Annotated in this window: 26 protein-coding genes and 2 tRNA genes; 12 read left to right on the top strand and 16 right to left on the bottom strand. The window is 48.1% G+C overall.

The window, feature by feature from the left end:
- Position 1: 1 nt before the first annotated feature.
- Both ruvB and V4534_06750 read left to right on the top strand, forming a co-directional pair.
- Positions 2–1,024: a Holliday junction branch migration DNA helicase RuvB gene (ruvB, locus tag V4534_06755; protein MES2504560.1), complete on the top strand. Its 1,023-nt coding sequence runs from the start codon at positions 2–4 to the stop codon at positions 1,022–1,024.
- On the top strand, positions 993–1,541 hold the full coding sequence (locus V4534_06750) for a dual specificity protein phosphatase family protein (protein ID MES2504559.1): 549 nt from the start codon (positions 993–995) through the stop codon (positions 1,539–1,541). Before ruvB ends, V4534_06750 begins: the two co-directional genes overlap by 32 nt.
- On the opposite strand, the gene V4534_06745 is transcribed toward V4534_06750, so the two are convergent.
- Positions 1,531–1,962 carry a hypothetical protein gene (locus V4534_06745; GenBank protein ID MES2504558.1) on the bottom strand — a complete coding sequence of 144 codons (432 nt, stop codon included), beginning with the start codon at positions 1,960–1,962 and terminating at the stop codon, positions 1,531–1,533. The two genes, V4534_06750 and V4534_06745, sit on opposite strands and share 11 nt — an antisense overlap.
- Positions 1,963–2,299: 337 nt before the next feature.
- The gene (locus V4534_06740; protein ID MES2504557.1) at positions 2,300–2,674 is read right to left on the bottom strand and encodes a hypothetical protein; all 375 of its coding nucleotides are present in this window, start codon (positions 2,672–2,674) and stop codon (positions 2,300–2,302) included.
- Between the two features lie 242 nt (positions 2,675–2,916).
- Between V4534_06740 and V4534_06735 the strand changes: the two genes are divergently transcribed.
- Positions 2,917–3,279: a hypothetical protein gene (locus V4534_06735; protein ID MES2504556.1), complete on the top strand. Its 363-nt coding sequence runs from the start codon at positions 2,917–2,919 to the stop codon at positions 3,277–3,279.
- A gap of 73 nt (positions 3,280–3,352) precedes the next feature.
- Here the strand turns inward: V4534_06735 and V4534_06730 are convergent.
- Positions 3,353–3,429, bottom strand: a tRNA-Pro gene (locus V4534_06730).
- 648 nt (positions 3,430–4,077) lie between these two features.
- Positions 4,078–4,153: transfer RNA gene (locus V4534_06725), tRNA-Glu, on the bottom strand.
- 57 nt (positions 4,154–4,210) lie between these two features.
- On the opposite strand from V4534_06725, the gene V4534_06720 reads away from it, so the two are divergent.
- The gene (locus V4534_06720) at positions 4,211–5,155 is read left to right on the top strand and encodes an MBL fold metallo-hydrolase (GenBank protein ID MES2504555.1); all 945 of its coding nucleotides are present in this window, start codon (positions 4,211–4,213) and stop codon (positions 5,153–5,155) included.
- Here V4534_06720 and V4534_06715 read toward each other — a convergent pair.
- Genes V4534_06715 through V4534_06695 form a run of 5 tightly spaced genes read right to left on the bottom strand, consistent with a single transcriptional unit; the run spans position 5,142 to position 7,257 of the window.
- Entirely contained in the window at positions 5,142–5,480 is a 339-nt protein-coding gene (locus tag V4534_06715) for a hypothetical protein (protein ID MES2504554.1), read from the bottom strand. The two genes, V4534_06720 and V4534_06715, sit on opposite strands and share 14 nt — an antisense overlap.
- 10 nt (positions 5,481–5,490) lie before the next feature.
- The gene (locus tag V4534_06710) at positions 5,491–5,928 is read right to left on the bottom strand and encodes a tetratricopeptide repeat protein (GenBank protein MES2504553.1); all 438 of its coding nucleotides are present in this window, start codon (positions 5,926–5,928) and stop codon (positions 5,491–5,493) included.
- Positions 5,906–6,436 (bottom strand): hypothetical protein, encoded by a 531-nt coding sequence (locus V4534_06705; protein ID MES2504552.1) that lies wholly within the window; start codon positions 6,434–6,436, stop codon positions 5,906–5,908. Before V4534_06705 ends, V4534_06710 begins: the two co-directional genes overlap by 23 nt.
- Positions 6,437–6,478: 42 nt before the next feature.
- On the bottom strand, positions 6,479–6,976 hold the full coding sequence (locus tag V4534_06700; protein MES2504551.1) for a hypothetical protein: 498 nt from the start codon (positions 6,974–6,976) through the stop codon (positions 6,479–6,481).
- Between the two features lie 29 nt (positions 6,977–7,005).
- The gene (locus V4534_06695; GenBank protein ID MES2504550.1) at positions 7,006–7,257 is read right to left on the bottom strand and encodes a hypothetical protein; all 252 of its coding nucleotides are present in this window, start codon (positions 7,255–7,257) and stop codon (positions 7,006–7,008) included.
- 44 nt (positions 7,258–7,301) lie between these two features.
- Between V4534_06695 and V4534_06690 the strand changes: the two genes are divergently transcribed.
- Genes V4534_06690 through V4534_06680 form a run of 3 tightly spaced genes read left to right on the top strand, consistent with a single transcriptional unit; the run spans position 7,302 to position 9,576 of the window.
- Positions 7,302–7,736: a DUF2203 family protein gene (locus V4534_06690; GenBank protein MES2504549.1), complete on the top strand. Its 435-nt coding sequence runs from the start codon at positions 7,302–7,304 to the stop codon at positions 7,734–7,736.
- Positions 7,736–8,395 carry an alpha/beta fold hydrolase gene (locus V4534_06685; GenBank protein ID MES2504548.1) on the top strand — a complete coding sequence of 220 codons (660 nt, stop codon included), beginning with the start codon at positions 7,736–7,738 and terminating at the stop codon, positions 8,393–8,395. Before V4534_06690 ends, V4534_06685 begins: the two co-directional genes overlap by 1 nt.
- Positions 8,371–9,576 (top strand): transcription antitermination factor NusB, encoded by a 1,206-nt coding sequence (locus tag V4534_06680; GenBank protein ID MES2504547.1) that lies wholly within the window; start codon positions 8,371–8,373, stop codon positions 9,574–9,576. Before V4534_06685 ends, V4534_06680 begins: the two co-directional genes overlap by 25 nt.
- Here the strand turns inward: V4534_06680 and rpe are convergent.
- Positions 9,559–10,191 (bottom strand): ribulose-phosphate 3-epimerase, encoded by a 633-nt coding sequence (rpe, locus tag V4534_06675; protein MES2504546.1) that lies wholly within the window; start codon positions 10,189–10,191, stop codon positions 9,559–9,561. The genes V4534_06680 and rpe overlap by 18 nt on opposite strands.
- Positions 10,192–10,304: 113 nt before the next feature.
- Between rpe and V4534_06670 the strand changes: the two genes are divergently transcribed.
- Positions 10,305–11,264, top strand: coding sequence for an agmatinase family protein (locus V4534_06670; protein ID MES2504545.1), 960 nt, complete (start codon positions 10,305–10,307; stop codon positions 11,262–11,264).
- 48 nt (positions 11,265–11,312) lie between these two features.
- Positions 11,313–13,193 (top strand): molecular chaperone DnaK, encoded by a 1,881-nt coding sequence (dnaK, locus tag V4534_06665; GenBank protein MES2504544.1) that lies wholly within the window; start codon positions 11,313–11,315, stop codon positions 13,191–13,193.
- A 54-nt stretch (positions 13,194–13,247) separates the two neighbouring features.
- Here the strand turns inward: dnaK and V4534_06660 are convergent, their stop codons facing one another.
- Genes V4534_06660 through V4534_06650 form a run of 3 tightly spaced genes read right to left on the bottom strand, consistent with a single transcriptional unit; the run spans position 13,248 to position 16,008 of the window.
- Positions 13,248–14,330: a hypothetical protein gene (locus V4534_06660; protein MES2504543.1), complete on the bottom strand. Its 1,083-nt coding sequence runs from the start codon at positions 14,328–14,330 to the stop codon at positions 13,248–13,250.
- Between the two features lie 33 nt (positions 14,331–14,363).
- A complete protein-coding gene (locus V4534_06655) occupies positions 14,364–15,512 on the bottom strand; it encodes a leucine-rich repeat domain-containing protein (protein ID MES2504542.1) in 1,149 nt (382 codons plus the stop codon).
- 52 nt (positions 15,513–15,564) lie between these two features.
- Positions 15,565–16,008: a hypothetical protein gene (locus V4534_06650; protein ID MES2504541.1), complete on the bottom strand. Its 444-nt coding sequence runs from the start codon at positions 16,006–16,008 to the stop codon at positions 15,565–15,567.
- 262 nt (positions 16,009–16,270) lie between these two features.
- Here V4534_06650 and V4534_06645 point away from each other — a divergent pair, with 262 nt between their 5' ends.
- From V4534_06645 to V4534_06635, 3 genes are read left to right on the top strand one after another with little or no spacing between them, the layout of a single operon-like run.
- On the top strand, positions 16,271–19,858 hold the full coding sequence (locus V4534_06645) for an ankyrin repeat domain-containing protein (protein MES2504540.1): 3,588 nt from the start codon (positions 16,271–16,273) through the stop codon (positions 19,856–19,858).
- Positions 19,858–20,160, top strand: a complete 303-nt coding sequence (locus tag V4534_06640) for a hypothetical protein (GenBank protein MES2504539.1) — start codon at positions 19,858–19,860, stop codon at positions 20,158–20,160. The genes V4534_06645 and V4534_06640 overlap by 1 nt, the downstream gene beginning before the upstream one ends.
- Entirely contained in the window at positions 20,157–20,483 is a 327-nt protein-coding gene (locus V4534_06635; protein ID MES2504538.1) for a hypothetical protein, read from the top strand. The genes V4534_06640 and V4534_06635 overlap by 4 nt, the downstream gene beginning before the upstream one ends.
- Here the strand turns inward: V4534_06635 and V4534_06630 are convergent.
- Genes V4534_06630 through rplC form a run of 3 tightly spaced genes read right to left on the bottom strand, consistent with a single transcriptional unit; the run spans position 20,472 to position 23,306 of the window.
- Positions 20,472–22,280, bottom strand: coding sequence for an ABC-F family ATP-binding cassette domain-containing protein (locus tag V4534_06630; GenBank protein ID MES2504537.1), 1,809 nt, complete (start codon positions 22,278–22,280; stop codon positions 20,472–20,474). The two genes, V4534_06635 and V4534_06630, sit on opposite strands and share 12 nt — an antisense overlap.
- The gene (locus tag V4534_06625; protein MES2504536.1) at positions 22,259–22,549 is read right to left on the bottom strand and encodes a hypothetical protein; all 291 of its coding nucleotides are present in this window, start codon (positions 22,547–22,549) and stop codon (positions 22,259–22,261) included. Before V4534_06625 ends, V4534_06630 begins: the two co-directional genes overlap by 22 nt.
- Positions 22,550–22,559: 10 nt before the next feature.
- Positions 22,560–23,306 (bottom strand): 50S ribosomal protein L3, encoded by a 747-nt coding sequence (gene rplC, locus V4534_06620; GenBank protein MES2504535.1) that lies wholly within the window; start codon positions 23,304–23,306, stop codon positions 22,560–22,562.
- Positions 23,307–23,429: the final 123 nt, after the last annotated feature.

Genomic DNA, 23,429 nt, shown 5'->3' with positions numbered 1-23,429 from the left:
CATGGAAGGAATTTTAGCCCCGGATCTTTTGGAAGACTCCGAAGAAATACTGGAAAAAAGCCTCAGACCAAAAGCGTTTGAAGAATACGTCGGCCAAAAACAACTTATTGAAAATTTAAAGATCTTTGCGCAGGCAGCGAAATTACGCGGCGAGCCCCTAGATCACGTTCTTTTATCTGGCCCGCCAGGTCTAGGTAAAACGACTTTGGCACATATCTTGGCCAAAGAACTCGGCTCGCAAATCTTCGTGACTTCCGGCCCCGCTTTAGAAAAAAAGGGTGACTTGGCAGGTTTGTTAACCAACTTGAACGCGGGCGATATTTTGTTTATCGATGAGATTCATCGCTTAACCAGCGTCATTGAAGAGAATTTGTACCCCGCCATGGAAGACTTTCGCTTTGACGTGATTATTGGCGAAGGCGCTCACGCTCGAAGCATTGGTCTCAATATTAAACCCTTCACACTGGTGGGCGCTACCACTAAAACTGGCCTATTAACTTCCCCGCTGAGAGACCGCTTCGGCTTCTCAGCTCGCCTTGAATTTTATTCGCTGGCCGAGCTAACGCAAATCGTGAACCGTTCTGCGTCGATTTTAAATATCCCCATCGAGTCCGGCGCCGCGCATGAAATCGCCAGACGCAGCCGCGGCACGCCTCGTATCGCCAATCGTTTGCTAAGGCGCGTACGCGATTTCGCTCAAGTGCTGCATGCAGGCAATATTACCGCGGACGTCGCCGGCGAATCCCTTACCCGCTTAGGCGTTCGAGATAACGGCCTCGATGAAATGGACACGCGCATTTTGAGCTTCCTAGTGGAAACCTGTGAAGGCGCACCCGTTGGCCTGGACACCCTAGGAGCAGCATTAGGTGAATCAACCAATACTTTAGAAGACGTTTACGAGCCTTATCTCATCCAAGAAGGCTTTTTAATGCGCACACCCAGAGGCCGCGTTGCCACTGCGAAAGCATTTGAACACATCAAGGTAAAATCCCATGCAGAGATGGATAAAAAAAGCAGTTTTTGAGCTCTCGCTTTTTTGCACCGAAGCGATTCGCATCCCCTGGTGGGTCAAAATCAGTGATGCTGGATTGTACCTAGGTGGCATCCCATTGCGCAACAAGGGACACCTCGTGCAACTGAAATCCCTTGGCATCAATCGTGTTTTGAATCTGCTCGAGCCCTTTGAACGCGAACCAGGTCTCAGGCATCAACCAGTCACCAAAGAAGAATGGGAAAAAAGCGGTGCCGTCATCTTTGAGGTGCCCTCTAAAGATTTCAGGTCCATATCAGCTAAAAAACTGACTCAGGCCGCGGCCATTGTCGCGCAGGAACTGAAGCAGGGTCACAAAATGTACGTACACTGCAAAGCCGGCATGGGCCGCAGCGCCAGCGTCGTTATCGCCTATCTGATATTACATGAAGGATTAAGCGCCGATGAAGCCATCATGGCGGTTAAAAAGCGTAGAAGGATCAAGATCAGCAGCAAACAGGTGGGCATCCTGCAAAAGCTAGAACCCGCTCGAAAAAAAATCAATTGCTAGGCATATCATAGTGCGAGATTCCTGTGCATTGCTCCATAGGCGCTCTGCAGCTATCGATGGCGCATTTTTCGCACGCTTCATTGCGGCCGGTAATGCAGCTCCACCAGCAATTATCACGAACGCAGCTCGCGTTCTCACCAAAGCAAGAAGCGCAACCGGCCGACAAGGTGCCGTAGGCTTTTCGTAAGCACTGGGTTGTTCCATCATTAGAGCCCAAATGATGGATACCGCATCGTTCCCAGTCTGCTGCGAATTTATGGTTGGCCGAATAAATATGATCCTTCTTATCCGCCTCAGTACATCTGGGCGCATCAGCCGCAAAGACAGGCAAAGAACAAAGCGAAAGGGCGAGAATTAGTTTGGCTGTATTAAGCATGCCAATATCTATCAAAAAGGTGGACAAATTGGATTTGACGAGCACAATTTGTCGCTGTAGGCACGGATTTCATATGGTCAATCTTCGTCGAATCTCATTGTTGGTTGTGCTTACTTTCTCCCTAACGCTACCCGCAATGAGCCCGGTGACCCAGGGGACCATCATAGGCCTCAGCGCAGCAGGAGCAGGTCTCGGAGGAACCGTGGCCTTTTTGGTTTCACTAGTTCCAGCCAGTTGCATACTTGCCAAAGACAGCCCGGCCAACATCAGCTTGGCAGGCGGGTTAGTCATAATAGCCACCACGTCCGGCGCGATTTTAGGAGCTGGCTTCTTTGGCCTTTATGCCTATACCATGAGCACAGCTATCAAATATGTTTGGGATTCAATATGTTTTAACCATAATTTTTTTCACGATAATACAGTCTGTCTCGAACGAAACCGTTAAAACGTCGCCCTTTTTCGATCGTAAAACACCCAGAGGCAAGTGCAGGAAAGGCTCTCCCCGATGTATTTGTTGTGCGCGATAGATACGAGTCATCCCGACAGCAGGGACCTTACGTCCGCGGCGTTTAGGCAAGTAATTATTCAATGCCGCATAGTATTCCAGCTCGCTCGTGTCTCTGCTTGCTTTCTTTAAACTAATAATAACCCTACGAAGCAATGTTGCCGGAGACGAGGCTCGATCCACAATTTTCTCAATTCCAGCAATTCCTTCTGCTAAATAAGCAATCTGCATATCTTTAAAGCCAAATTTCACTTAATTCACCTCCATCGTCATTAATTAAATACAGTCTACTGCATTTTCAAGAGGACAGGAAACTGCAAAAGCATGCAACTGAAATTTCGAAATTCTTTGACTGAATATAGCGACGGAAAACAAAGAATGATGGTCAAAAAAAACTATTTACATTCCCAATTTTTGGTGTGAAATTATCGCTCATGTGTTCCAGAGAACGCATGAAAATGTTTGTTGTATGAAATTAAAATAATGAGGACAAAATGTCAGAAAAAATCATGGAAGCAGGTATTAAGCGAGAAACGGGTTGGATGTATTTTCTTGATCGAGAATTAAATGTTTATCGCAGCAAAATGATGCGCAATGGCCAAAATGCCACAGAAATAAAGCCGCCGGAATTGGTTTTAAGGACCGAGCTAAAACGGCACAAGGATTACCTGTATTATGTAGACAAAGAGGGTAATATTTCCCAAAGCAAGGCAAGTCGCGGGGGTGGATCTCGAAAAGGTCAGAAACTAAAAAAGAATGGCCCAAAGAAGAAATCCGCAAAAAAAGTAAAATCGTCAAGAAAAGCAGTTCCCAAAAAAAATCGGGGTGAAATAATGACCCTTAAAAAGGCGGCCTAACTTGCCGATCGTTATTGCGTGCGCAGAGAGTGGATTGCTTCACTGCGTTCGCAATGACGGGTTTTAAACCAATTGGTCGGAGCGACAGGATTTGAACCTGCGACCCCTAGACCCCCAGTCTAGTGCGCTACCAAGCTGCGCCACGCTCCGACGAGGCCAGAAATGCCCGATTCAAAAGTCAAAGTCAACCCCACATCTTGGCGGAAAATGAGGCTGTGTTAAGCCACGGCTATGATAAAATTATTGATGTTAGTCATGTTACTCTCCGGACACTTGCTGAGTGGACGCAGGCATATGTTCCTGCCACAAGTTCAACTGGACACTTACACATTCCAATTCCTAGTTCGAGTATCTCTTTTTGAAAAACCTCGCTTCCATCAACACACTTCGTGTCCGGCCTTTAATACGGCGGTTATCATACCTGGAGACAGGGGAAATGATTTTGGGTGGGTGTCGGGCCTATGTCAGCTGATATCGCAGGATAGATCGTCTGCTCCTCAAATTATTCGGCTAGCCCAAGAAGTGGATATTTTGGAAAATAGAAGGCTGCAAGAAAAGGCGGAGAAAATTTTCGAGACATTGTTAAGGCACAAGTCAGGCAAGGGAGTATCATCACCATTAAAAGACGTGTTAGGAGGGGTAAAGCCGGTTGGCGCGAGAATACAGTTCGACAATAAAAAAATAACAATATATTGCCAAGCACATGCTCCCTTCGGACGCAATTTTCAGCAAGCGATGTATGAGCTCTGTGAGCGGCGAAGATTTTGGTTTGAGTTAGTTAATACTTATTAAGTAAATTGGTGTCCCCGACGGGATTCGAACCCGTGTTACTGCCGTGAAAGGGCAATGTCCTAGGCCTCTGGACGACGGGGACGCCGGGTGCCATATTAGGGGCATGGATCGATTTGGCAAGTGGGGTATGTTATTTTTTATGACAATATTAACGGGCGCAGCTCCTTTTGAAGGATCGAAGTTTAAAGATTCAGAAGTGCAGGATACGAAAACACCCTGGGATTTGGCAAAGTTTATCTGGAGTAAGCCCGCTTCTGACTGGCCGAAATGGCGAGAACTTAAACAACTGGATAAACCGCCCGCAAACGTGCCAGACAAAGCGCTCAGAGCCACTTTTGTTAACCATGCCACCGTGCTGCTGCAAACTGAGGGCTTAAATATTCTGACGGATCCGGTTTGGTCTGATCGGGTGAGCCCGGTCTCATTCGCTGGGCCTAAGCGGGTTCATGCGCCTGGGATTCGATTTGAAGACCTGCCAAAGATAAACATTGTTTTGGTAAGCCATAGCCATTACGACCATTTAGACCTGCCAACCTTGCAACGGCTGGAAACTGCTTTTCAACCGACATTTTTTGTGGGGCTTAAAGTTTCATCCATTCTGCGGCCTAAAATGCCTCAGGCTAAGATCGTTGAGATGGATTGGGACAGCGCTTACGACATTGGCCCGCAACAAAAAGTGCATTTTTTGAAAGCTCAACATTGGTCTGCGCGCAGCCCGTTTGATCGGAACAAGACGCTTTGGGGCGCCTTTGCGGTGGAGCTGCCGGGTGGAAATATCTACTTTGCCGGTGATACGGGTTACGGGAAGCATTTCAAGGCGGCACAGGCCAAGCTTGGTTCTTTTAGGCTAGCGCTCATACCGATTGGCGCGTATGAGCCTCGTTGGTTCATGAAATATCAGCATATGAATCCAGCCGATGCCATGCAGGCTTTTCATGATCTGAATGCTACGAATGCCATCGGCATTCATCATGGCTGCTTTCCGCTGTCGTACGAGAAATACTTGGCGCCAGGCGAAGAGATCGCCAAGTTTAAAGACGTTCGGTTTGCGATCCCTGAGCCCGGTGAAGCTAAATTCTTTTAAGTTCGTTTTGGAGCTTTGAAACGAAGGCCTGATCACCGCTGACGAGATCGCCTACGGCAGTTTGAATTTTTTTCATGCTGTCTGGTGACAGATTTAGCTCATTTCTTTTTGCGATCACCAGATCAACAAATTGCTTGGTGGCCTGTTCTTCGGTAATTTTGCCCGCTTTCAATTCACGCGCCACATCTTTTAAATCATTTTTCAATGACGAAATCGATTTACTCTGCCCACCGGCCAATACATTTTGAAAAGACGTTTTTGGCGCTGCCCCAGACACAGAGCCGGTCGCAGTAGGCAAAGAGGGGACGTTTGAATTGATACGCATATTCATTCCTTTAGGCTGCATCAAAAACATGCAAATCGTTCGCGCGCAAGAGCTCCTTGGCTAACTTCGAACTCGGTCCATTCGGCTCCATCTCAATGGCCTTTTTCAAAGCCTGGACGCCTTCAGGGATTTTCTTTTGAAACAGCAAAGCTTCGCCGATGTGAGCCTGTGCGGCAGAGCTCGTGGGGACACGCTGCAAGGCGCGTTGGTGCTCTTTAATGGCCAAATCAGGTTTACCTTCAACCAGATAGAGATTTCCCAAGGCGATACAGGGCACATCGCTATGTGGAAACAGCGCGATGGCGCCGCTAAAAATATCTTTGGCTTCTTTTTTTTTGCCCAGCTGCATTAAAAAATAGCCCGCCTCTAAGAGCACAATCGCATCTTGGCGGCGGACATCTATCAGGCCGTGGATGACTTCGTTTTTATCTAAAGTTTTGGATGGCATTTTTTTCCGTGTCGTGTTTGGTTTTGAGTATGTTTGAGACCGCTGTGTACTTCTGATTCATCTCATTGAATCCCTGTTGTAATCCTAACATATACACGTTCATGGACATCATATTTTGCTGCAAATGTTCCATGGAATCAAACATATTGCCGTTTGCACCAGGCGCGCTCACGCCTGCTGCACCACCCGCTGGTAGCCCAGGCAGACCGCCACCGCTAAAGCCCGAAGACATATTCGCCCCAGCAACTCCGCCTCCAAGGCCTCCAGCAGCCACACCATCGCTCGCCAGGGAGCCCGCTGCGTTGCTCAGCATCGCTGACATCACCGCACCACCCGGAACAAAGGGGGCCATCGGTGCCACACTTTGGTAAGTTAAGGACGCACCTTTCGCCATGCCATTTTTTAGCTTGCTGGAGAAATCAACGTTAGAGCTGGTCTTTGAAAACCCGCCCGAACGGGTATTTAGGGTTAAAGAGTTAACACTCGATGCGGATTGGGCAGCATTCATAAGTCTCGTTATCGGCTGCCCTTTGAAAAAGTTGCTTCCAAATTAATGAATATTTTGGATAATCGACATTTCAGTCTGGTGCATGATGTTCAAGAGGGCCGACATCATCGAATAATAGGCCGCTTTACGTTGCTGTTGCTCTTGAATATTAAGCATCTGCACCTGAGTAAGCTTGCCACTTGCAGCAGCAGCCAAGCCGCCCGTTGAGGCCCCGCCGCCGATCCCACCAACAGAGCCACCACCCATGGCGCCTCCAAAGCCTCCGCCCCCGCCGAGGCTGCTCATGCCGCCGAAGCTGCTACCGCCTCCGAATGCACCTCCCACCGACCCGGTAACGCCAGTTAAGCCACTTGATACAGCGGACAAGACTGCGCTGCCCCCAGGTAAGACAGTGGCTAGATTGTCAGCAATCCCGCCGACCGCATCAACGCCATTTCCCAAGGCCTGAGCGAATTTCTCGCCCCCGCTCATATTGTTGCTGGTACGCACAGAGCCCTGCGCGGTATCATCCAAGCTTATAGATCCAATTCGGTTTCCCATCTGATCGCCCCCATGATCAGATTTTAGTCCTATTTGGTACTTTTTTCGACCATTTTAGAACGCACTTCTAATAGCTTGTCAAAAAGCTCAAAGAATCGGGTATATGCCAATACTGCAATTTTTGCAGAACCTTTATCTTTTGCACTCTTTGCTGTTTTTGAAAGTTCTTCGAGTGCTTTTTGACTGGCTTTCATACTCGCAATGTCTGGGTTGGGCTGTTCGATCAATGCCTCCAGATTAGGGTATCCGAGTGATTCTGATACGTTCTCGTTGGTTTTCATAAAATGCTCCTTGCCTAAAGATATCCCGGGTTTACAATAGAATTATGATCTTTCGTTCTATCACGCTTCAAGAGGCCAACCTCTTTTTGCCCATATTAAAAGAACATATCTCCAAAATACATCTTTTGGTGACCGAAGGTCATGTCCTGCAGGAGCGAATTTTAGGAAGTCTAGCTCAGCTGGATACCACCGGGGTGCCAAACTTAAGCAAAGAAGCCGAGGAAGCCAGGGAACGCCTGAAGCAAATTGAGCTTAAAATTCGCGATGAAATGATGGGCATTCAGCAATATGGCGCTTTAGTGAAAAGCATTTTCCCTGCCCGCATCGATTTTAGGGCCGAACGCCATCAACAACCGGTATTTTTATGCTGGGAAGGCGGAGAAGATGAGATCAGACATTGGCATCCGGTCGATGAAAGTTTTTTAACCCGCCGCGGCATTGAAAATCCTGAAGAATTCGGCTCTACAGTAGTCCACTAATGTCAATTCTTCTATTGCACGGGTTCACAGGCCACCGAGATGATTTGCTGCCACTGGAAATCGCTCTGGAGCAGGCCGGTCATACTTGTCATAGACCCAATTTACCCGGCCACGGCACCGTCCCTGCAGACATGCAGGGCATTCGCGCTGTTGACTGGATTGCCAGCGCGCGTAGCTTTGACGCAGACGTCATTATCGGTCTATCCATGGGGGCCTTGATCGGTGTCATTCTGGCAGCCGAAAGACCTAAAGCGAAACTCATCTTATTATCGCCGGCATTTATCCTACAGCCATTTGGCCGCATGGGCGTGTGGGCTGCAAAACAAGGTCTGCTCAAATATTTTCCAACTTTTAAAAAATACGCTGGAAGTGATATCGAAGATCCCATCGCTCGCGCCGCAAGCAAAGCCTATCCAGTGGTTCCGTCGCATTCCTTGCCCGAATTCGACGCGCTACGCATGCGGGCCATTAAAGCTCTGCCCGAAGTCAGCTGCCCGATTTATACTTTTTTTGGAGCCCACGATCACACCGTGGATATCAAGGCTTCGTCTTTATTCGTAAACCGACCGGTTATTCTGCCGAGGTCTGCGCATATTTTACCTGTCGATTACGATCACAAAGAATTAATTAAGCAATGTCTACAGATCCTAGAAAAATAGCCGCTCAAGTCATTGGGCACATCCTGGAACATAAAAGTTTTTCGAAGCAGGTGTTGTCGAAAGCGTTGGACAATATGCCTGGCCGGGATGACAGTAATCGGGACAAGGGCTTTTGCACTGAACTCGTTTATGGAACGCTGCGATGGTTGCCGGTGCTCGAAGACAGCATCATGCGCGCCATGAACAAGCCAAATCCTAAGCTGGCACTGGATTTAAAATGCCATCTCTTGGTCGCCGCCTATCAACTTCAACACCTCAGCGAAACCATCCCCGCCTACGCCGCTGTCTCTGCTGGCGTTAACCTCATCAAGAAAAAGCGCCCCGGCATGGCCGGCTTTGCCAATGCCATCCTAAGAAATTTAGGCTCGTCTCCTCATCTCACGCTTAAACCCACTGACTCTCCAGCAAAAATGGCCAAAGCTTTAGGTCTGCCCGTGTTTTTAATCGAAGCTCTGCCCGAAGAGAACCGTCTTGAAGCCGCTATCGCCATGAACGATCGGCCTCAAACTTGGTATAGAACGCCCGAGCAAGGCACCCACCCCTTTGTACCTGGAGCAGCTCTCGCAGGAGCTTGGGTCCAAGACCCCGCCTCGCAAGTCGCAGGTCTACTGGTTAATCCACCCAAGGGTGCCTATGTGATCGATGCCTGCGCTGCCCCGGGTTCTAAGTCTCGCATTTTAAAAGAAGCAGTTGGCGATACTGGCCAAGTCCTCGCAGTCGATCAGAGCGAGTCTCGGTTAAGCTTAGTTGATAAAAACATCGAAACCAAAGCCGGTGATTTTAGAACCATCGACCTCAATCCCGCCGATGCGGTGTTATTAGACGCCCCTTGCTCGGGTTATGGCACTCTAAGAAGACACCCAGAAATTAAATTCTGGCGCACAAAAGAAAATATCCAAGAGCTTGCCACGCTTCAGGCCGAACTACTAGAAGCATCTGCGAGCAAAGTTAAACCCGGCGGCGTTCTAGTCTACTCGGTTTGCTCACCACTGCATTCAGAAGGCAGAGATCAAATCTCAGCTTTTTTGGCGAAGCATCCCGAATTTACCCGTGATGATCCAAGAAAAACGCTGCCTTGGCTACCAGCCCATACGGTAGGTAAATTGGGCGAAATCACGCTCTGGCCGCATCTAGATCAAGCCGACGCTTTTTTTGCCGCGCGCTTATGCAAAGCCCTTTAAGGTAGCGATCGCCTGAGCGTAATCGTTATCAAATACATATGAGCCCGCCACCAATACATCCGCGCCGGCTTTTTTCACAATGTCCGCGGTGGTTGCATTAATACCACCGTCAACTTGAATCAAACATTTCGAAACGGCTTTAATCCGGCCGATTTTATCCACCGGCCCAGGCATGAAAGACTGCCCGCCAAAACCCGGCTCCACCGTCATGACCAACACCATATCAATGTCATCCCACAAGCCTTCCAAGATCGTCTCGGAAGTATCTGGCCGAAGCGCCACACCAGCCTTTTTTCCCAGTGCCTTAATCATCGAAATCGCACCCGGCAGATCCGCGCAAGCTTCCGCATGAATGGTAATCGAATCCGCCCCAGCCTGGACATAACGCTCGATCCATAATTCCGGTTGAGTAATCATTAAATGCGCATCCAGAAATTTACCCGTAAGCTTTCGAATGGTCCCGATCATTTTAGGGCCAAATGTTAGATTCGGCACAAAATGACCGTCCATCACATCCAAATGGATCCAATCCGCACCGGCGTGATCGATCGCGCGCACCTCTTCAGCCAAGCGAGACCAATCAGCAGACAAAATCGAAGGGGCGATTAAAACCATATCCAAGAGCTTAACGCCTTAGAGGGCTTTAGGAAAGGCCATCGGGCTATCAGCCAAGGACACCCGCAGGGTTCGATCTTGCCAGCAGCTTAGAGGGGGGGTAGGAAAGCTTGATGACTCACGAAATTTATGATGCGCCGTGCGATCCAATGACTGCACGGTTTCAGATTTTGCCAGTGCCGTTTGATGCTACAACCTCTTATCGCTCGGGGACAGCCAATGGACCGGCGGCTATTTTTGCGGCCAGTGTTCAGGTCGATTTACGTGACGTCGATGTCGGCTCGCCTTATTTGGCCGGGATTCACATGGCGCCGATTCCAGAAGACGTGCTAAAGCGCAATGCGCAGGCTACCGCCAGCAAAGATCCTGAAGTTGTTAATAAACTTACGGCTCAAAATAATGCTTTCACTTATGAATGGTCAAAAGGAATTTTGGCAAAAGGCCAGACACCGGTGATCTTGGGTGGTGATCACAGTGTGCCCTTGGGCAACATTCGTGCCTGCGCGGAACATCATGAAAGCATCGGTATTTTGCACATTGATGCGCATGCAGACCTTAGACAGGGCTATAACGATTTCGCCGATTCGCACGCATCCATCATGTATAACGTGGTGACACAGGTGCCCCAGGTTGCGCGTCTGATCCAAGTCGGCGTGCGCGATTATTGCGATGAAGAAGCGGATTTGATTGACGGCAGCAGCGGCCGGGTTCAAACTTTTTTCGATCCGGACCTGAGACGCGCCCGGATGAGCGGCAAACTCATGCCCTTTTTTGAAAACATAATCAGTCACCTGCCGCAAAAAGTTTACTTATCGGTTGATATAGATGGCCTGGATCCAACCCTTTGCCCAAGCACCGGAACCCCGGTACCGGGTGGTCTCAGATTCGACGAGTTTGTCACCTTGCTGGAGATTTTAGCTAGCTCAGGGAAAACAATCATCGGCCTGGATTTGGTGGAAGTCGCAGTGCCATCAGACTTAGCCAAGGACAGCTGGGGCGAGTGCTGGGATGCCAATGTAGGCGCCCGGGTACTGTATAAGATGATAGGCTTTGCATTAAAGACCTACACTTGACGCTGGCTCAATTCTGCTTATTTTAACTAAAACGAGGAGTTTCATCACATGGGAAAAATCATTGGAATCGATCTAGGCACCACGAACTCCGTGGTCGCAATTATGGAAGGCGGCGAGCCTGTTGTTATCGCTAACGAAGAAGGTGCGCGAACCACCCCTTCGGTTGTTGGCTATACCAAAGATGGCGAAATCTTGGTCGGTCAATCCGCCAAACGCCAAGCCATCACCAATCCAGAAAATACTATTTTTTCAGCCAAGCGCTTCATTGGACACCGTTTCGATGAAAGCCAAGGCGAAATCCAAAAGCACCCATTCAACAGCGTTAAAACTGATAATGGTGGTATTGGATTTAAAGTTCAAAACGGCACAGTGACGCCACCAGAAGTTTCAGCCAAAGTTTTGCAAAAGCTTAAAAGAGCTGCTGAGGCTTATTTGGGCCAAGAAGTCACTGAAGCAGTGATTACTGTTCCTGCGTATTTCAACGATTCGCAGCGCCAGGCTACCCGCGACGCAGGTAAGATTGCAGGTCTAGACGTCAAGCGTATTGTCAACGAGCCAACCGCTGCAGCCCTTGCCTACGGGATGGATAAAAAAAGCGAAGAAAAAATCGCTGTTTACGATTTAGGCGGTGGTACTTTCGATATTTCCATTTTGGAAGTAGGCCAAAATGTGGTTGAAGTTATTTCCACCAACGGCGACACCCATTTGGGCGGTGACGATTTTGACAACGTCATTATCCAATATCTAAACGGCGAATTCAAAAAAGACACCGGCATTGATATTTCTAAAGATAAGATGGTGATGCAGCGCCTCAAAGAAGCTGCTGAAAAAGCTAAAATCGAGCTTTCCAGCGTGAAAGAAACCGAAGTTAGCTTGCCATTTTTGACCGCTGACGCCTCGGGCCCTAAGCATCTTAACATTAAGATGACGCGCGCTAAGCTGGATCAATTGCTGGAGCCTTTGATTCAAAAAACTCTCGAGCCTCTGAAAAAAGCTCTGGCTGACGCTAAACTGAAAGTAAGCGATATCCATGAAGTGGTTTTGGTGGGGGGCTCTACTCGTTCACCGCGCGTTCAAGAAGTCGTCAAAGAATTCTTCGGCAAAGAGCCTAATCGTTCCGTTAACCCAGACGAAGTGGTTGCTTTGGGCGCTGCTGTTCAAGCAGGCGTACTCGCTGGTGACGTGAAAGACATGCTGCTTTTGGACGTCACACCTCTAAGCCTTGGTATTGAAACCTTAGGCGGCGTAACCACTGTGTTGATTCCAAGAAACACGACCATTCCGACCAAGAAGTCAGAAGTGTTTTCAACGGCAGCTGACAGCCAAACTTCCGTGGAAGTGCACTGCCTCCAAGGCGAGCGCGATATGGCCAGGGACAATAGAACCCTGGGCCGTTTCCACCTAGAAGGCATCCCCCCAGCACCTCGCGGTATGCCGCAAATCGAAGTGACCTTTGATATCGACGCCAACGGTATCGTACATGTGTCCGCCAAAGACCGCGCAACAAACAAAGAACAACGCATCACCATCACTTCAAGCTCAGGCCTGTCTGATAATGAAATTGACCGCATGGTGAAAGACGCTGAAAGTCATTCCGAAGATGACAAAAAGCGCCGCGAATCCATCGAAGAACGCAACAAGCTCGACAGCATGATCTATAGCGTTGAAAAGATGGTTACCGAAAACAAAGAAAAACTCTCTGCCGGCGTGGTTGAACCCGTTGAAAAAGCTCTAGCCGAAGCCAAAACCAAGCTAGACTCTCAAAGCGCGGACGAGCTCAAAGCAGCCCTCACCGAGCTAACTGCTGCAAGCCACAAAATGGCCGAAGAGCTCTACAAAGCAGGCGGTCCAGGTGCCGTCGCAGCTGAAGAGCCAAAGCCAGACGATGGTTCTAAGGTAGTTGAAGCTGAGTTCGAAGAGTCTAACTAGTTTAGAATCTAATACTCCAAATTGAGCGGCTCGCCCTAATGGCGGGCCGTTTTATTAAGGTACAGCCGCCCCCTCGTCTCCGGCGCTGTCTTTCGTCAATTCAAACTTGTGAGCAATGTGCCTTTGAGCAAGGATGGCCTGGTTACGATATTCCTCCCCGATAGCAGACTGGATGACATCATGCTGATCTAAAATCACGCGAACCGAAAAGTCGAGGCCGCGCACAGAGGGGGGTTCGTTGCCAAAAGGATTTCCGCTCAGGATTAATACTGTATCATGAGATATATATGTCGCTCTAATGCCTAAACGTTGGTGATAGCCAAACGGATAATGTTTCAGAAGATTTCTTGATAAGTCTATTTTCTCCAAAGCGGTTAGCATATAAATGCCAGGTAAAAACTCGAGACCGCATCCTGCCAAATTCAGCGCAGTAATTTGGCTTGCTAAATCAGCGGGAAAGTTGTTGAAAAGCCTCTCCAGCCAAGCCGATGGCTCCTGGCCAAGGTTTAGAGACGCTAGCTTAATACGGCTTAAATCAAAAATTCGGCTGGCATAAGCCCGATCGATGAGTGCCTCGAATAATTTTCTTTCATAATCCGGCAGTCGACTTAGAAATCCTTTTAATTTAGCTCTGTCAGCAAGCGGATCCGCCAAAGCCAGTAAATTATCAAGGGCCCGAGGCGGGCCCGTCAAAGGATTGGGAACCGTTTGAGTTGGCGCAGCAGACTCAGCAGCCTGCTTTGATGAGCCGCAACCAAGGGTCCTCACGCCAGGAACGTCTGCATGAAAACTCTTCGCTGGTTTCTGATCGGATTCATAGGAGGTTAAGTCGAATTGCGTCTCTAAGCGTTTAAATTGAACCAATAGAATTCGATAACGCCATCGTTCCTCAACCGTTAAATACCGGCCCGAATTTACAGCCTCATCTAAACGATAAAACTCGACCCAATCAAACGCCTCGAGTCGAGCAAAGGCTTTGTGTTCAGCCAAAGGATTAGCCGGCGCGTACTCTACAGGGGGCGCGTTATCGGGGTTAACGTGTTGAAAACTTATACGACTTCGCCCCGGTGCAAGCACTTGTTGGGCAATCGCGTGGATTGAAAATATGGTTAAAATAAGAAAAACGGTTGGAATCATCTGTATAGTTTATCTCAATCTTAAAAAATAGCGTCAATGGGGCGGGGCCGCGGCTTTCTTGCGTGACCATCGCTGAAGACAGTCCAGCAACGTTTCCCTGTCGCTATCTCTGGTCTCCACCTTAGAAACCAGCGCGTCTGTCGCTTGCTGTGCTGAATATTTTTTTTGATCCATCAAAAAAACGCCTACGATGAACAACAAATTTGGTGCGTTGTCAGAAAAAACCACCACCGGCAATCCAGATTGAGCCAAGCGGAACAGCTTATTAATTTTAAAGAGAATATCAATTGCATCCCCCTGGAGCATAAATATATCAGCCTGACCCACATCAACGCGGTGCGGCAGCGTGCCAATGGGCGCCAAATAGATATTTTCAATATTTTCAAGATGCGCCAAAGTCGCCCTTAAATGATCGGCGCCTACAACGTCCACTCGTATAGGAAGACCATGCACGGGTCGTGTTGCTATATTGTTATTCGACAAATTAATTCTTTTAAGGTTGGACAAAGGGCTAACATCGGGCAATTCGGTCAGATCACAGCCGGAAAGCTGCAGAACTTCGATCCCTTCACGAATGTCTTCATCAATCTTGGCAATAAATTCTTGGATTAAAATATGTCCACCTTTAACGTCGCTCAAATCCAAAATACCATGTGCTACAGCCATCGCTATGCGCCATTTACGTTCAGGGATTCCATCATCACCCCCTTGCGCTGCGTCAAGATTTTCAAATCTATCCTGGCTAACTTCAGCAGCTGGTGTGGAAATGCAGCAACCAAAAGATCTGATGCCAGGAACCTTTTGGGGAAAAGTCTTCACCCGGCCAGTGCTATATTCTAAAGAGCTTGGGTCAAACTGTTTTTCTAAACGTTCATACTGGACCAGCAATCCCAAATGGCGCCATCGCTCCTGAATCGATAAATACTCGCCAGCGTTAATTGCCTGTTCCAAACGATCGAATTCACGCAAATCGAAATTCTTCACTTTTGATTTTGTATTATCTTCAGCCAACAGACTGACCGGCACATATTCGTAAGCAGGCGCGGTTTCAGGCTTCACTAACCTTGGCAATTTTCTTCTTCCCGGAAGGGTCAAGGCTTCATGGCCTCGTTTGAGGAGCACCTGTTGTGCAGCAGCATCGATTGACAATGTGCATAAAAACAGCAAAATAAACAACTTCATCAATACACTTATATGGAACCTAAAACTTAGGTCAATAGAGTGCAAAGGCTAGCTAATCTTCAACGCCAGCGCGCATCCCCACCGGTTTAAACCCGGGGATATCCACACCCATAGCAGCCCCTAGGCCATCAAAAAATCCTATGATCTCGTCAACTAAAAATGATTGCGAGTAAAAAAGTTGGCCATTGGTATCAACGATATCGTAAAAGATATGTTTACTGAAATCGTGATCGTAACGCATTCTAATCAGGAACGCGTAATCCCAATTAACATTGACGGCAGCAACCTGAAAACCATGAGCAGGATCTCCAACGCCTTGTGACAAATCTAACGAATAGCCACAGCCATGCTTTTCGACTTTAACCAATTTGCCTCCCTCTGTACGCAAGCAGCGTTCCAGGATCTGCTTCAGCTGAATGGGTTTTTTATCAAAATCAGCGACCGCAGACAAAGATATAAGAGCAAAGAGAAAAAAGGGGAGTTGGCTTGGCTTCATGAGCCTTAAACCAGGGTGCCTAGCTGCTTAATCCTGAATTGTTCCAGCAAGTAGCTTACTGGCAATTTCCCGGCCGAATAAAGCTCTAAGCCGCTCGATTCGAATGTCATCTTCCCGCCAAGGACGGGGGTCGCTCTCGATTACTTCTTTCAACAGCTCGATATCCAAAAGCACGCGCGAGAATGCCCGAAGAAAACGTTAAAAGCAGTATAAATCACCCTATTCAGATACCTTAAAAAATATTTCAGGTATATTGAAATTCATGGATCGTATCGGCGCCCTCAATCCTCCGCCGCAAGCTGAGTCTCCGAATGCTGCCCCCCGCACACAATGGGAAGAGTTGGATCTTACCGTGCATCACTCGGTCAATCCGGTGGAATTAGTTGAAGGCTTAGCGAGTATCCGATTTAAAGACTTGCCCTTAGCGCTGGAGAGACTTTCAAGCCAACTAGATCACGCGGTTGTGCATAACCTAACCCGCTCATCGCTAGAGCATACGCACCGAGCCTTGACCAACCTGCATCGTTCATTGACAGAGGATTATCAACAACGAACCCAATGGGTCCAGCGGCTCAGAGCCAAAAAGCAGCAAGCTTCGCTCAAAACACTAAAAGACATCCTTCTGCGAACTCAGCAAGCTTTAGAGGTAAGGCAAACCGCAGCAGAAAGCACCCGATCCATATTTATCAATCCTATCGAGCTTAAGAAGCACCTGGAAACAACCCCCTACTCGAAGTTGGACGACGAGATAAAACATATCACCGCAGCGTTCAATGATTCGGCTCTAAGCCACCTGCCTCACAGGGTTGTCTTCGAAATTTACAAAGTCTTACTGGATTTCAATCAAAAATTAGGCGTCACACACAAACATACAAATATCAACGCATCTCTTCGCGAGTTAATAAAACACGCCCGGATCGCCGCTTTTTCACTTCTTGCCGTAGATGAAGACCCGAACTTGTGCCTTCCGGAAAATGATGAAGAATATGGCGGCCTAACATTGGCCCAATATGCGTTTACGCAGTCAAAATTTACTGTTCTCGAGCACCTTGTCAGCCGTGGGGCTTATTTTAATCCCATAGAGCCGATATCTCCGCCCTCTCCCTTTGCTGGCTGGACCCTGCTTCAATTTCTTGCAGACAAATCAGAAGATGATTCTGGACAAAGCATGCTGGCTGCCACAGCCGAGCTGCTTATCGAAGACGTCAATCCCAATGCACAGTTGCCCTCTACACATCCTAGTTACCCAGAACTGCCAATCGTGCTTTACCTCGCTCTTAAGCATGAGTGGGAAACCGTGAATTATTTTTTACACTATGGGGCAGACGCGAAAGTACAACTTGCGGGACAGTCGCTCATGCAGCTCGCAATGAGCAATGCGGTCGAAATTGCCGATCTCGACATCGACATTATCCCGAGGTTGCTGGATGCTACCAACGAAGCAAACGGTGTTCTTCCTGACGGACAAAATTATTTATCATTTCTGGCTGAAAAAAGTCTAGATGACCTTGTCCGCATTTTTCTGCAAAAAGGCGGTCGGCCCGATAGCACATTTCCAATCGATCACGAGACTTATCCAGGCTGGACGCTGGCCCAATATTACGCCTGGCATAACGAAGGGCACATGGTCCGTCTATTGGCTGAGAGCGGCGCAGATCTCACTACCCAATTCCCCGAAAGCTTTGAAAGCTATCAAGGCCTTCGTTTAATAGATTGGGCAGCATTTGAAGGAGGCGTCGATTGGGTGATTCCTCTATTTTCTGAAGATTTAATGCTCGAAAGCGACACCGTGCTGCCACCAAAACATCCCTATGCTGGCCTAAACATGGCGGAGTACGCTGCAATCAGAGGCGATTTGCACTCAATAGAACGACTCTACGGCGTTGGCATCAATATGGACGCAGAAAACCCAAATAAAGCCGTCTTAATGGAGTGCATAAAAAATCAGAAAAAAGAGGTAGTAGATTACCTACTAGAGACGGTCAGGCTCGATCTTACTTGTCCCCCTCAAACACAAGGGTACGAGGGCTGGCCTCTTACCCTACATCTGTTAAGAGAAGGACATTGCGAATGGCTCGCCCAATTGATCAAAAGAGGTGCGGATCCAAATATCAGATTTCCGGATAACGACCCTCAATACGCAGGGCGAAGCATGGCAGAATTTGCTTTGGCTAATTACAATGCAAATACGCACCTCATCTTAAAACTACTAATAGAACACCGCATAACACTTAATGAAACACTAATAGGTCTGGCGCTAATTACGGCTAACGCTGAAATCACCAAAGCTCTTTTGGACAACCACTATGCGATTAATATTCATCTATCCCTCACCATTACTGGCACAACAACTCAATTGCCGTTAATCAGGGGAGTGTTTGAAAGCGACTTTCAGAAATTATTACTATTGAGAAGCCACATCGAAAATACGAATCAGAACGATTTCGGTTTTTCGTATCTTTTATACTTAGCCTTAAGTGAAGCCCCAAAAGCGAGATGGATGACACCTATTTTTTTGTCCAAGATTGATTTGCAAAATATGTCTTATCCGCCTGAAAGGCTAATCTCTCCCATCAGCCTCGACCTTGCTTTCCGGGTACCACCCTCTGCCGCAGAACCCGTGGAACGATTTGACACCCCCCTTGCCGAGGTAAGGCAGCAATTTGATGCCATCTGTAGGGCGGCATTTCCAAATCCAGATGAGACTTTTCCACTTCCAGATGTACGTTTCGAGCCATTCACTGGCGCCGAGATAATAGGAACGATCAGCGCCTTTTTGGACAGTGTTGAGCAACGACAACCCGTTATCGGCACGCCGCCGCAGGGCACACCTGAATTCGAAAGTTTCTATAACCGCCTCGAAAACACGTTGCGGCTCTTACGAACACAATTAATCAATGAAGCCCAAGATACTGATCTAAAAAGAGCCGCCCTTGGATTGCTGGTAGAAGGCTATCAATTCTGCGGCACCAGACGTCTCAATAACAGCAGTCTAGCCCTCAATCTTCTCGTACCCAATCAACCACAGTCGGCCAATACAGAACTCATCAAAGTACTACACCATCTACGCTCGCAATTATTCACCAGCTTAATGCCAAAATCCATCGTGTATGACGAGCGGGGCAACGGGTTCCACTATACCGACGTCCACGTGTATAACGGTTACATGCAAGCCCTTGGCGTGGAACTGGGCATCGTCGACTCAGCTGAAAACTACCTCGATCACTTGGCACCTCCCGTTCAAGGCCCCTGGGCTGTATCGGTGCTTTTTAACAGTTATTACAACTCCCAAACGATCATTGATAAAGTTTATCAAGCAGCACAGGAAGCGCATGAGCGAGCGCATCAAGCCTATGTCGATTCGCTTCAAAGAGGAAAATCTAAAAATTTAGCTACGTCCACCTTCAATATTTCGCTCATATTGGATCTTCTAGCGGCGCATGCGCCCAAGACCCGTGTGAGCACACGACTAAAGGAGCTCGAGGCGGTTAGGAATCAAATCACGTTAACGCCTGAGGAGGCAGCTGAAAGAGACCAGCTCACGGAAAGCAAGCTTAGAAAAAAAGAATTTAGCCAAATCAGACTGAATCAGCTAAATCAAAAGCACGCCCGCGGTGCTCTCACCGAAGACCAATGGGCCACATATCAAAAACTTATCGAAGAAGACGCAACAGAGAAAGAAGAATATCACAATCAAATATTTGCCGAAGATGGATGCCCTACCAGGCTAGCAATCTGGTATGTTTTACTGGCCACCGGAATTCTGACCTACCGACCCATACCAGGTATCTCACCGCCACCACTCCTTTCAGCCGTTGACACCGAACCACCCAGTGCTATTGCCGATTAATGACGAAAATATTTCTATTAGCAGGCACCTTACTATTTTCAGCCTTTATTGCCGCAGGCAACGAAACCAACAGCGACCAAAAAAGTCTGCAAGCAATGCGGGCTCAGTTGGAAGGAATGGAAGCTTCCCTTAATGGCTACCTTGGCGCCAACCTTTCCCCCGCCGAACAAATTAAAAAAAATAAACTTGTATTAGATATCGAAGCCTTACGGAATGAAATATTAGAATTAGAGAGCATGCTTCCGCCACTTAGCCCTCGCGAACTTCCGTATGCAGCCGGGGATACATGTGGACCACAATGACTCCAGCCGGTTCGGTATCTGTATTTTTTATTTCGATGCTCGTTAGCTCACCATCGCTTACGGGTCGAAGAGAGGAGCGTTTAGCGCTTTTAGAGCGACTGTACAGGAATTTGGCCTTAGAAAGACACGCGAACCGACCTACAAGTTTACTCGATGCGGCAATCCAAGAACTAGAGAATGAAGCAAATCAAGCGGCCACACCCAAAGAAAATGAAACCGATGCGCACTCCGGCCAGCACAAAGGCACAGAAGACGAGTGGGATCTCTGCGCAGACCCAGATTTAATGGGAGGAGAGCCTCTTCAACGATTGCTAGCGTTCTAGCTGCTCCCAAACGGCGTAATGTTCCTCAAGTTGAGTTGCAACCTGTTTTTGAGCATCTTGCAGCGCTCTTTGTTCAGCCATGGGTGTTTTTTCAAAATAGCCGGGCACACAAAAGCACGCTTCGATTTCTTTTTGCTTCTTTTCCAACTCTTCGATTTGAAGCGCTATTTTCGCCAGCTGTGCCTCGATTTTTTTGCGATCGCCGCTAGGTTTAGGCGCACGATCGGATTTGTCTTTGCGGGCCTTGATTACTGGCTTGGCGTCCAAATGGTCATCGCCGCAGCGGTCAAGGTACTCTTCGAAGGTGCCCAGGAAGTTTTGTACGCCCTTCGGGGTGATCTCAAAAATACGCGTTGCTAGCTCGGAAACAAACCAGCGATCATGAGACACAAATAATAACGTGCCCTCATATTGCTTCAGCGCAGCCACCAAGCCTTCAATGGTTTCAATGTCTAAATGGTTGGTCGGCTCATCTAAGATCAGCACGTTCGGCTGCTGAATCATGTGCTTAGCTAAATCAAGCCGAGCTAGCTCGCCACCAGACAGAGATTTTAGTGGCTTTTTAGCGTCATCGCCGGAGAACAAAACCCGGCCCAGGTAACTTTTGACAAAACCCAAAGGCTGCGATGGGCAAAACTGCCACAACCAACTTTCAGCGGTTTCATTGCTTTTCTTCAAAGCCGAATCGTGATCTTGAGCAAAATAGCCAACCTGAACTTCATGACCCCAAGTGAAAAAGCCAGTATCTGGCTGAAGCTCCGACATGAGAATTTTCAAAAGAGTAGACTTACCCACACCGTTGGGGCCGATAATGCCAATGCGGTCGCTGCGTCTAAAGTCAGCAGTAACATTGTGCAAAACTTTCTTTTCCCCAAAGGCCTTGCCCAGGCCTTCCATCTTCAAAACTTCACGGCCGCTGGGTCTTTTTTGCAGAAACTGAAACTTAGGCGCCTCGCGAGAGCTCTCGACCCAATCAGGGATCTCGATCTTTTCGATCTGCTTCATGCGGCTTTGCGCTTGTCTTGCTTTGGAGGCTGTGGCCTTAAAGCGGTCAACGAAAGCTTGCTTGTGAGCTATCTCGCCTTGAATCTTGGTTATCTCTGACTGTTTTTGCAGTGCAATGAGCTGCTTCGAAGCTTCGAACGCCGTGTAGTTACCGGTGTAAATCGTCGCTGTGCCGTAATCGATATCAATCACTTTGGTGCAGACGCGATCCAAAAAGCGCCGATCGTGAGAAATCACCAGCACGGCGCCATCGTAATCGAGCAAGAATTTCTCAAGCCATCGAATGGTCAAGATATCCAAGTGATTGGTAGGCTCATCGAGTAGCAATGTTTCAGGATTCGAAGCCAGCACTTGAGCCAGCAAAACGCGTAATTTAAACCCGCCTGACAGAGTTGATAGAGGCTGATCGTGTACAGCGCCCGGAATACCCAGGCCCTCTAAAATCGCAGCCGATTTGGATTCCAAACTGTAGGCTTCGCCCGGCAAATCCGGATCGTGTCGTTTGAGCGCTTCATACAAAGCACCATGGCCCATCATCACGCAATCGATGATCGGTACATTATCGTTTAAAAATTGATCTTGTTTTAAAAAGCCAACACGGCTGTTTCTTGGCAGAGCGATGGTGCCAGAGCTTTGCTCTTCCTCGCCCGTTAAAACACGCATCAAGGTCGATTTGCCTGAGCCATTGGCTCCGACCAAACCGACTCTGTCGCCCGGATTTAGATGAAAAGAAACGTTATCAAATAAGACTCTAGGTCCGTAACTTTTGCTTAGGTTTGAGACGGATACCATTCGTGAATAATGCGGGCAATTTCCTTGCCCTGCGCCTCAGATGAAATGTTAAATTTGGATTGCGGGATGTATTGTTCAGCCCGCTTTTTGTAACGCCGAATGCTGATTTTCGGCTCTTTGTATTCTTTCGTCTTTGGATCCATCTCTTGGTAGAGAAACATCAAAGTCGCCCAGGCCCCTTTGCTCAAGACATGTTTCTTGAGTTCTTTGACCTTAAGTTCGCCTTCTTCTTCCCAATTTACCGTCAACAGATCCAAAGCTTCAGACATCAGCTACTCCCTATTTTTTCTTCGCCGCAGGCTTGCCTTTACCAGCTGCCTTTGATGCCTTCATCGGGTTCTTGCTGGCTTCTTCAACCGCATGACCACCGACACCAGCAAGACCCTTCGGTCTGCGGGTTGAAGGATAGATTTCAACCAAAGCGTTTTTACCGCCTGGCACAGCGCCTCTCAAGAGTATCAGGTTTTCTTCAGGCATCGTGCGAATCAGACGCAAATTGTTCACCACAACGGTTTCATCACCCATGTGGCCAGCCATGCGCTTACCCTTCAAAACTTTACCAGGCTGCGAACGCATACCGATCGAACCGCCGTGACGGAAGAATTCGTGGGTACCGTGAGTCGCCGGAAAACCAGAGAAATTATGGCGCTTCATCACACCAGCAAAGCCTTTACCTTTGCTCACGGAAGTCACATCCACTGATTGCGAACCTTCAAAAAACTCAAGGCCGATCGCTGCGCCGATTTCGTAAGCATCAAGCTTTGCTTGATCCACGCGGAACTCACGCAAATGTCTTTTGTTTTCAACACCGGATTTAGCAAAATGACCGCGGTCTGCTTTGGTAAGCAACTTTTCGCGAATCGCGCCCATCCCTAATTGAAGTGCGGTGTAACCGTCTTTTTCTTGAAGACGCTTTGAAACGACCACATTGGGTTCAAGCTTCAAAACAGTCACTGCGACGCGAACGCCGTCTTCCATAAAAATTTGTGTCATGCCAAGTTTTTTGGCCATCAATCCTAATGTCATTTACGAACTCCTTCGGTCATACGGATCACTTCCCAGAGGACCGGTGCAGGCTGTTTTTGGGCTATTAAGCCATAAAAGTCAACGGGCTACCGAATTTTGGGATGTTAATTTGATATACTTTAA

The organism is Myxococcota bacterium (genome assembly GCA_040387835.1).
Taxonomy (GTDB): Bacteria; Myxococcota; UBA727; order UBA727; family JABDBI01; genus JAZKCZ01.
This window is presented reverse-complemented; position numbering and strand designations above follow the sequence as displayed.

Bases quoted from the DNA above. Each gene is read 5' to 3' on its own strand.
- ruvB (MES2504560.1), top strand. From the start codon at position 2: ATGGAAGGAATTTTAGCCCCGGATCTTTTGGAAGACTCCGAAGAAATA.
- V4534_06750 (MES2504559.1), top strand. From the start codon at position 993: ATGCAGAGATGGATAAAAAAAGCAGTTTTTGAGCTCTCGCTTTTTTGC.
- V4534_06735 (MES2504556.1), top strand. From the start codon at position 2,917: ATGTCAGAAAAAATCATGGAAGCAGGTATTAAGCGAGAAACGGGTTGG.
- V4534_06720 (MES2504555.1), top strand. From the start codon at position 4,211: ATGACAATATTAACGGGCGCAGCTCCTTTTGAAGGATCGAAGTTTAAA.
- V4534_06715 (MES2504554.1), bottom strand. From the start codon at position 5,480: ATGCGTATCAATTCAAACGTCCCCTCTTTGCCTACTGCGACCGGCTCT.
- V4534_06710 (MES2504553.1), bottom strand. From the start codon at position 5,928: ATGCCATCCAAAACTTTAGATAAAAACGAAGTCATCCACGGCCTGATA.
- V4534_06705 (MES2504552.1), bottom strand. From the start codon at position 6,436: ATGAATGCTGCCCAATCCGCATCGAGTGTTAACTCTTTAACCCTAAAT.
- V4534_06700 (MES2504551.1), bottom strand. From the start codon at position 6,976: ATGGGAAACCGAATTGGATCTATAAGCTTGGATGATACCGCGCAGGGC.
- V4534_06695 (MES2504550.1), bottom strand. From the start codon at position 7,257: ATGAAAACCAACGAGAACGTATCAGAATCACTCGGATACCCTAATCTG.
- V4534_06690 (MES2504549.1), top strand. From the start codon at position 7,302: ATGATCTTTCGTTCTATCACGCTTCAAGAGGCCAACCTCTTTTTGCCC.
- V4534_06685 (MES2504548.1), top strand. From the start codon at position 7,736: ATGTCAATTCTTCTATTGCACGGGTTCACAGGCCACCGAGATGATTTG.
- V4534_06680 (MES2504547.1), top strand. From the start codon at position 8,371: ATGTCTACAGATCCTAGAAAAATAGCCGCTCAAGTCATTGGGCACATC.
- rpe (MES2504546.1), bottom strand. From the start codon at position 10,191: ATGGTTTTAATCGCCCCTTCGATTTTGTCTGCTGATTGGTCTCGCTTG.
- V4534_06670 (MES2504545.1), top strand. From the start codon at position 10,305: ATGACTCACGAAATTTATGATGCGCCGTGCGATCCAATGACTGCACGG.
- dnaK (MES2504544.1), top strand. From the start codon at position 11,313: ATGGGAAAAATCATTGGAATCGATCTAGGCACCACGAACTCCGTGGTC.
- V4534_06660 (MES2504543.1), bottom strand. From the start codon at position 14,330: ATGATTCCAACCGTTTTTCTTATTTTAACCATATTTTCAATCCACGCG.
- V4534_06655 (MES2504542.1), bottom strand. From the start codon at position 15,512: ATGAAGTTGTTTATTTTGCTGTTTTTATGCACATTGTCAATCGATGCT.
- V4534_06650 (MES2504541.1), bottom strand. From the start codon at position 16,008: ATGAAGCCAAGCCAACTCCCCTTTTTTCTCTTTGCTCTTATATCTTTG.
- V4534_06645 (MES2504540.1), top strand. From the start codon at position 16,271: ATGGATCGTATCGGCGCCCTCAATCCTCCGCCGCAAGCTGAGTCTCCG.
- V4534_06640 (MES2504539.1), top strand. From the start codon at position 19,858: ATGACGAAAATATTTCTATTAGCAGGCACCTTACTATTTTCAGCCTTT.
- V4534_06635 (MES2504538.1), top strand. From the start codon at position 20,157: ATGACTCCAGCCGGTTCGGTATCTGTATTTTTTATTTCGATGCTCGTT.
- V4534_06630 (MES2504537.1), bottom strand. From the start codon at position 22,280: ATGGTATCCGTCTCAAACCTAAGCAAAAGTTACGGACCTAGAGTCTTA.
- V4534_06625 (MES2504536.1), bottom strand. From the start codon at position 22,549: ATGTCTGAAGCTTTGGATCTGTTGACGGTAAATTGGGAAGAAGAAGGC.
- rplC (MES2504535.1), bottom strand. From the start codon at position 23,306: ATGACATTAGGATTGATGGCCAAAAAACTTGGCATGACACAAATTTTT.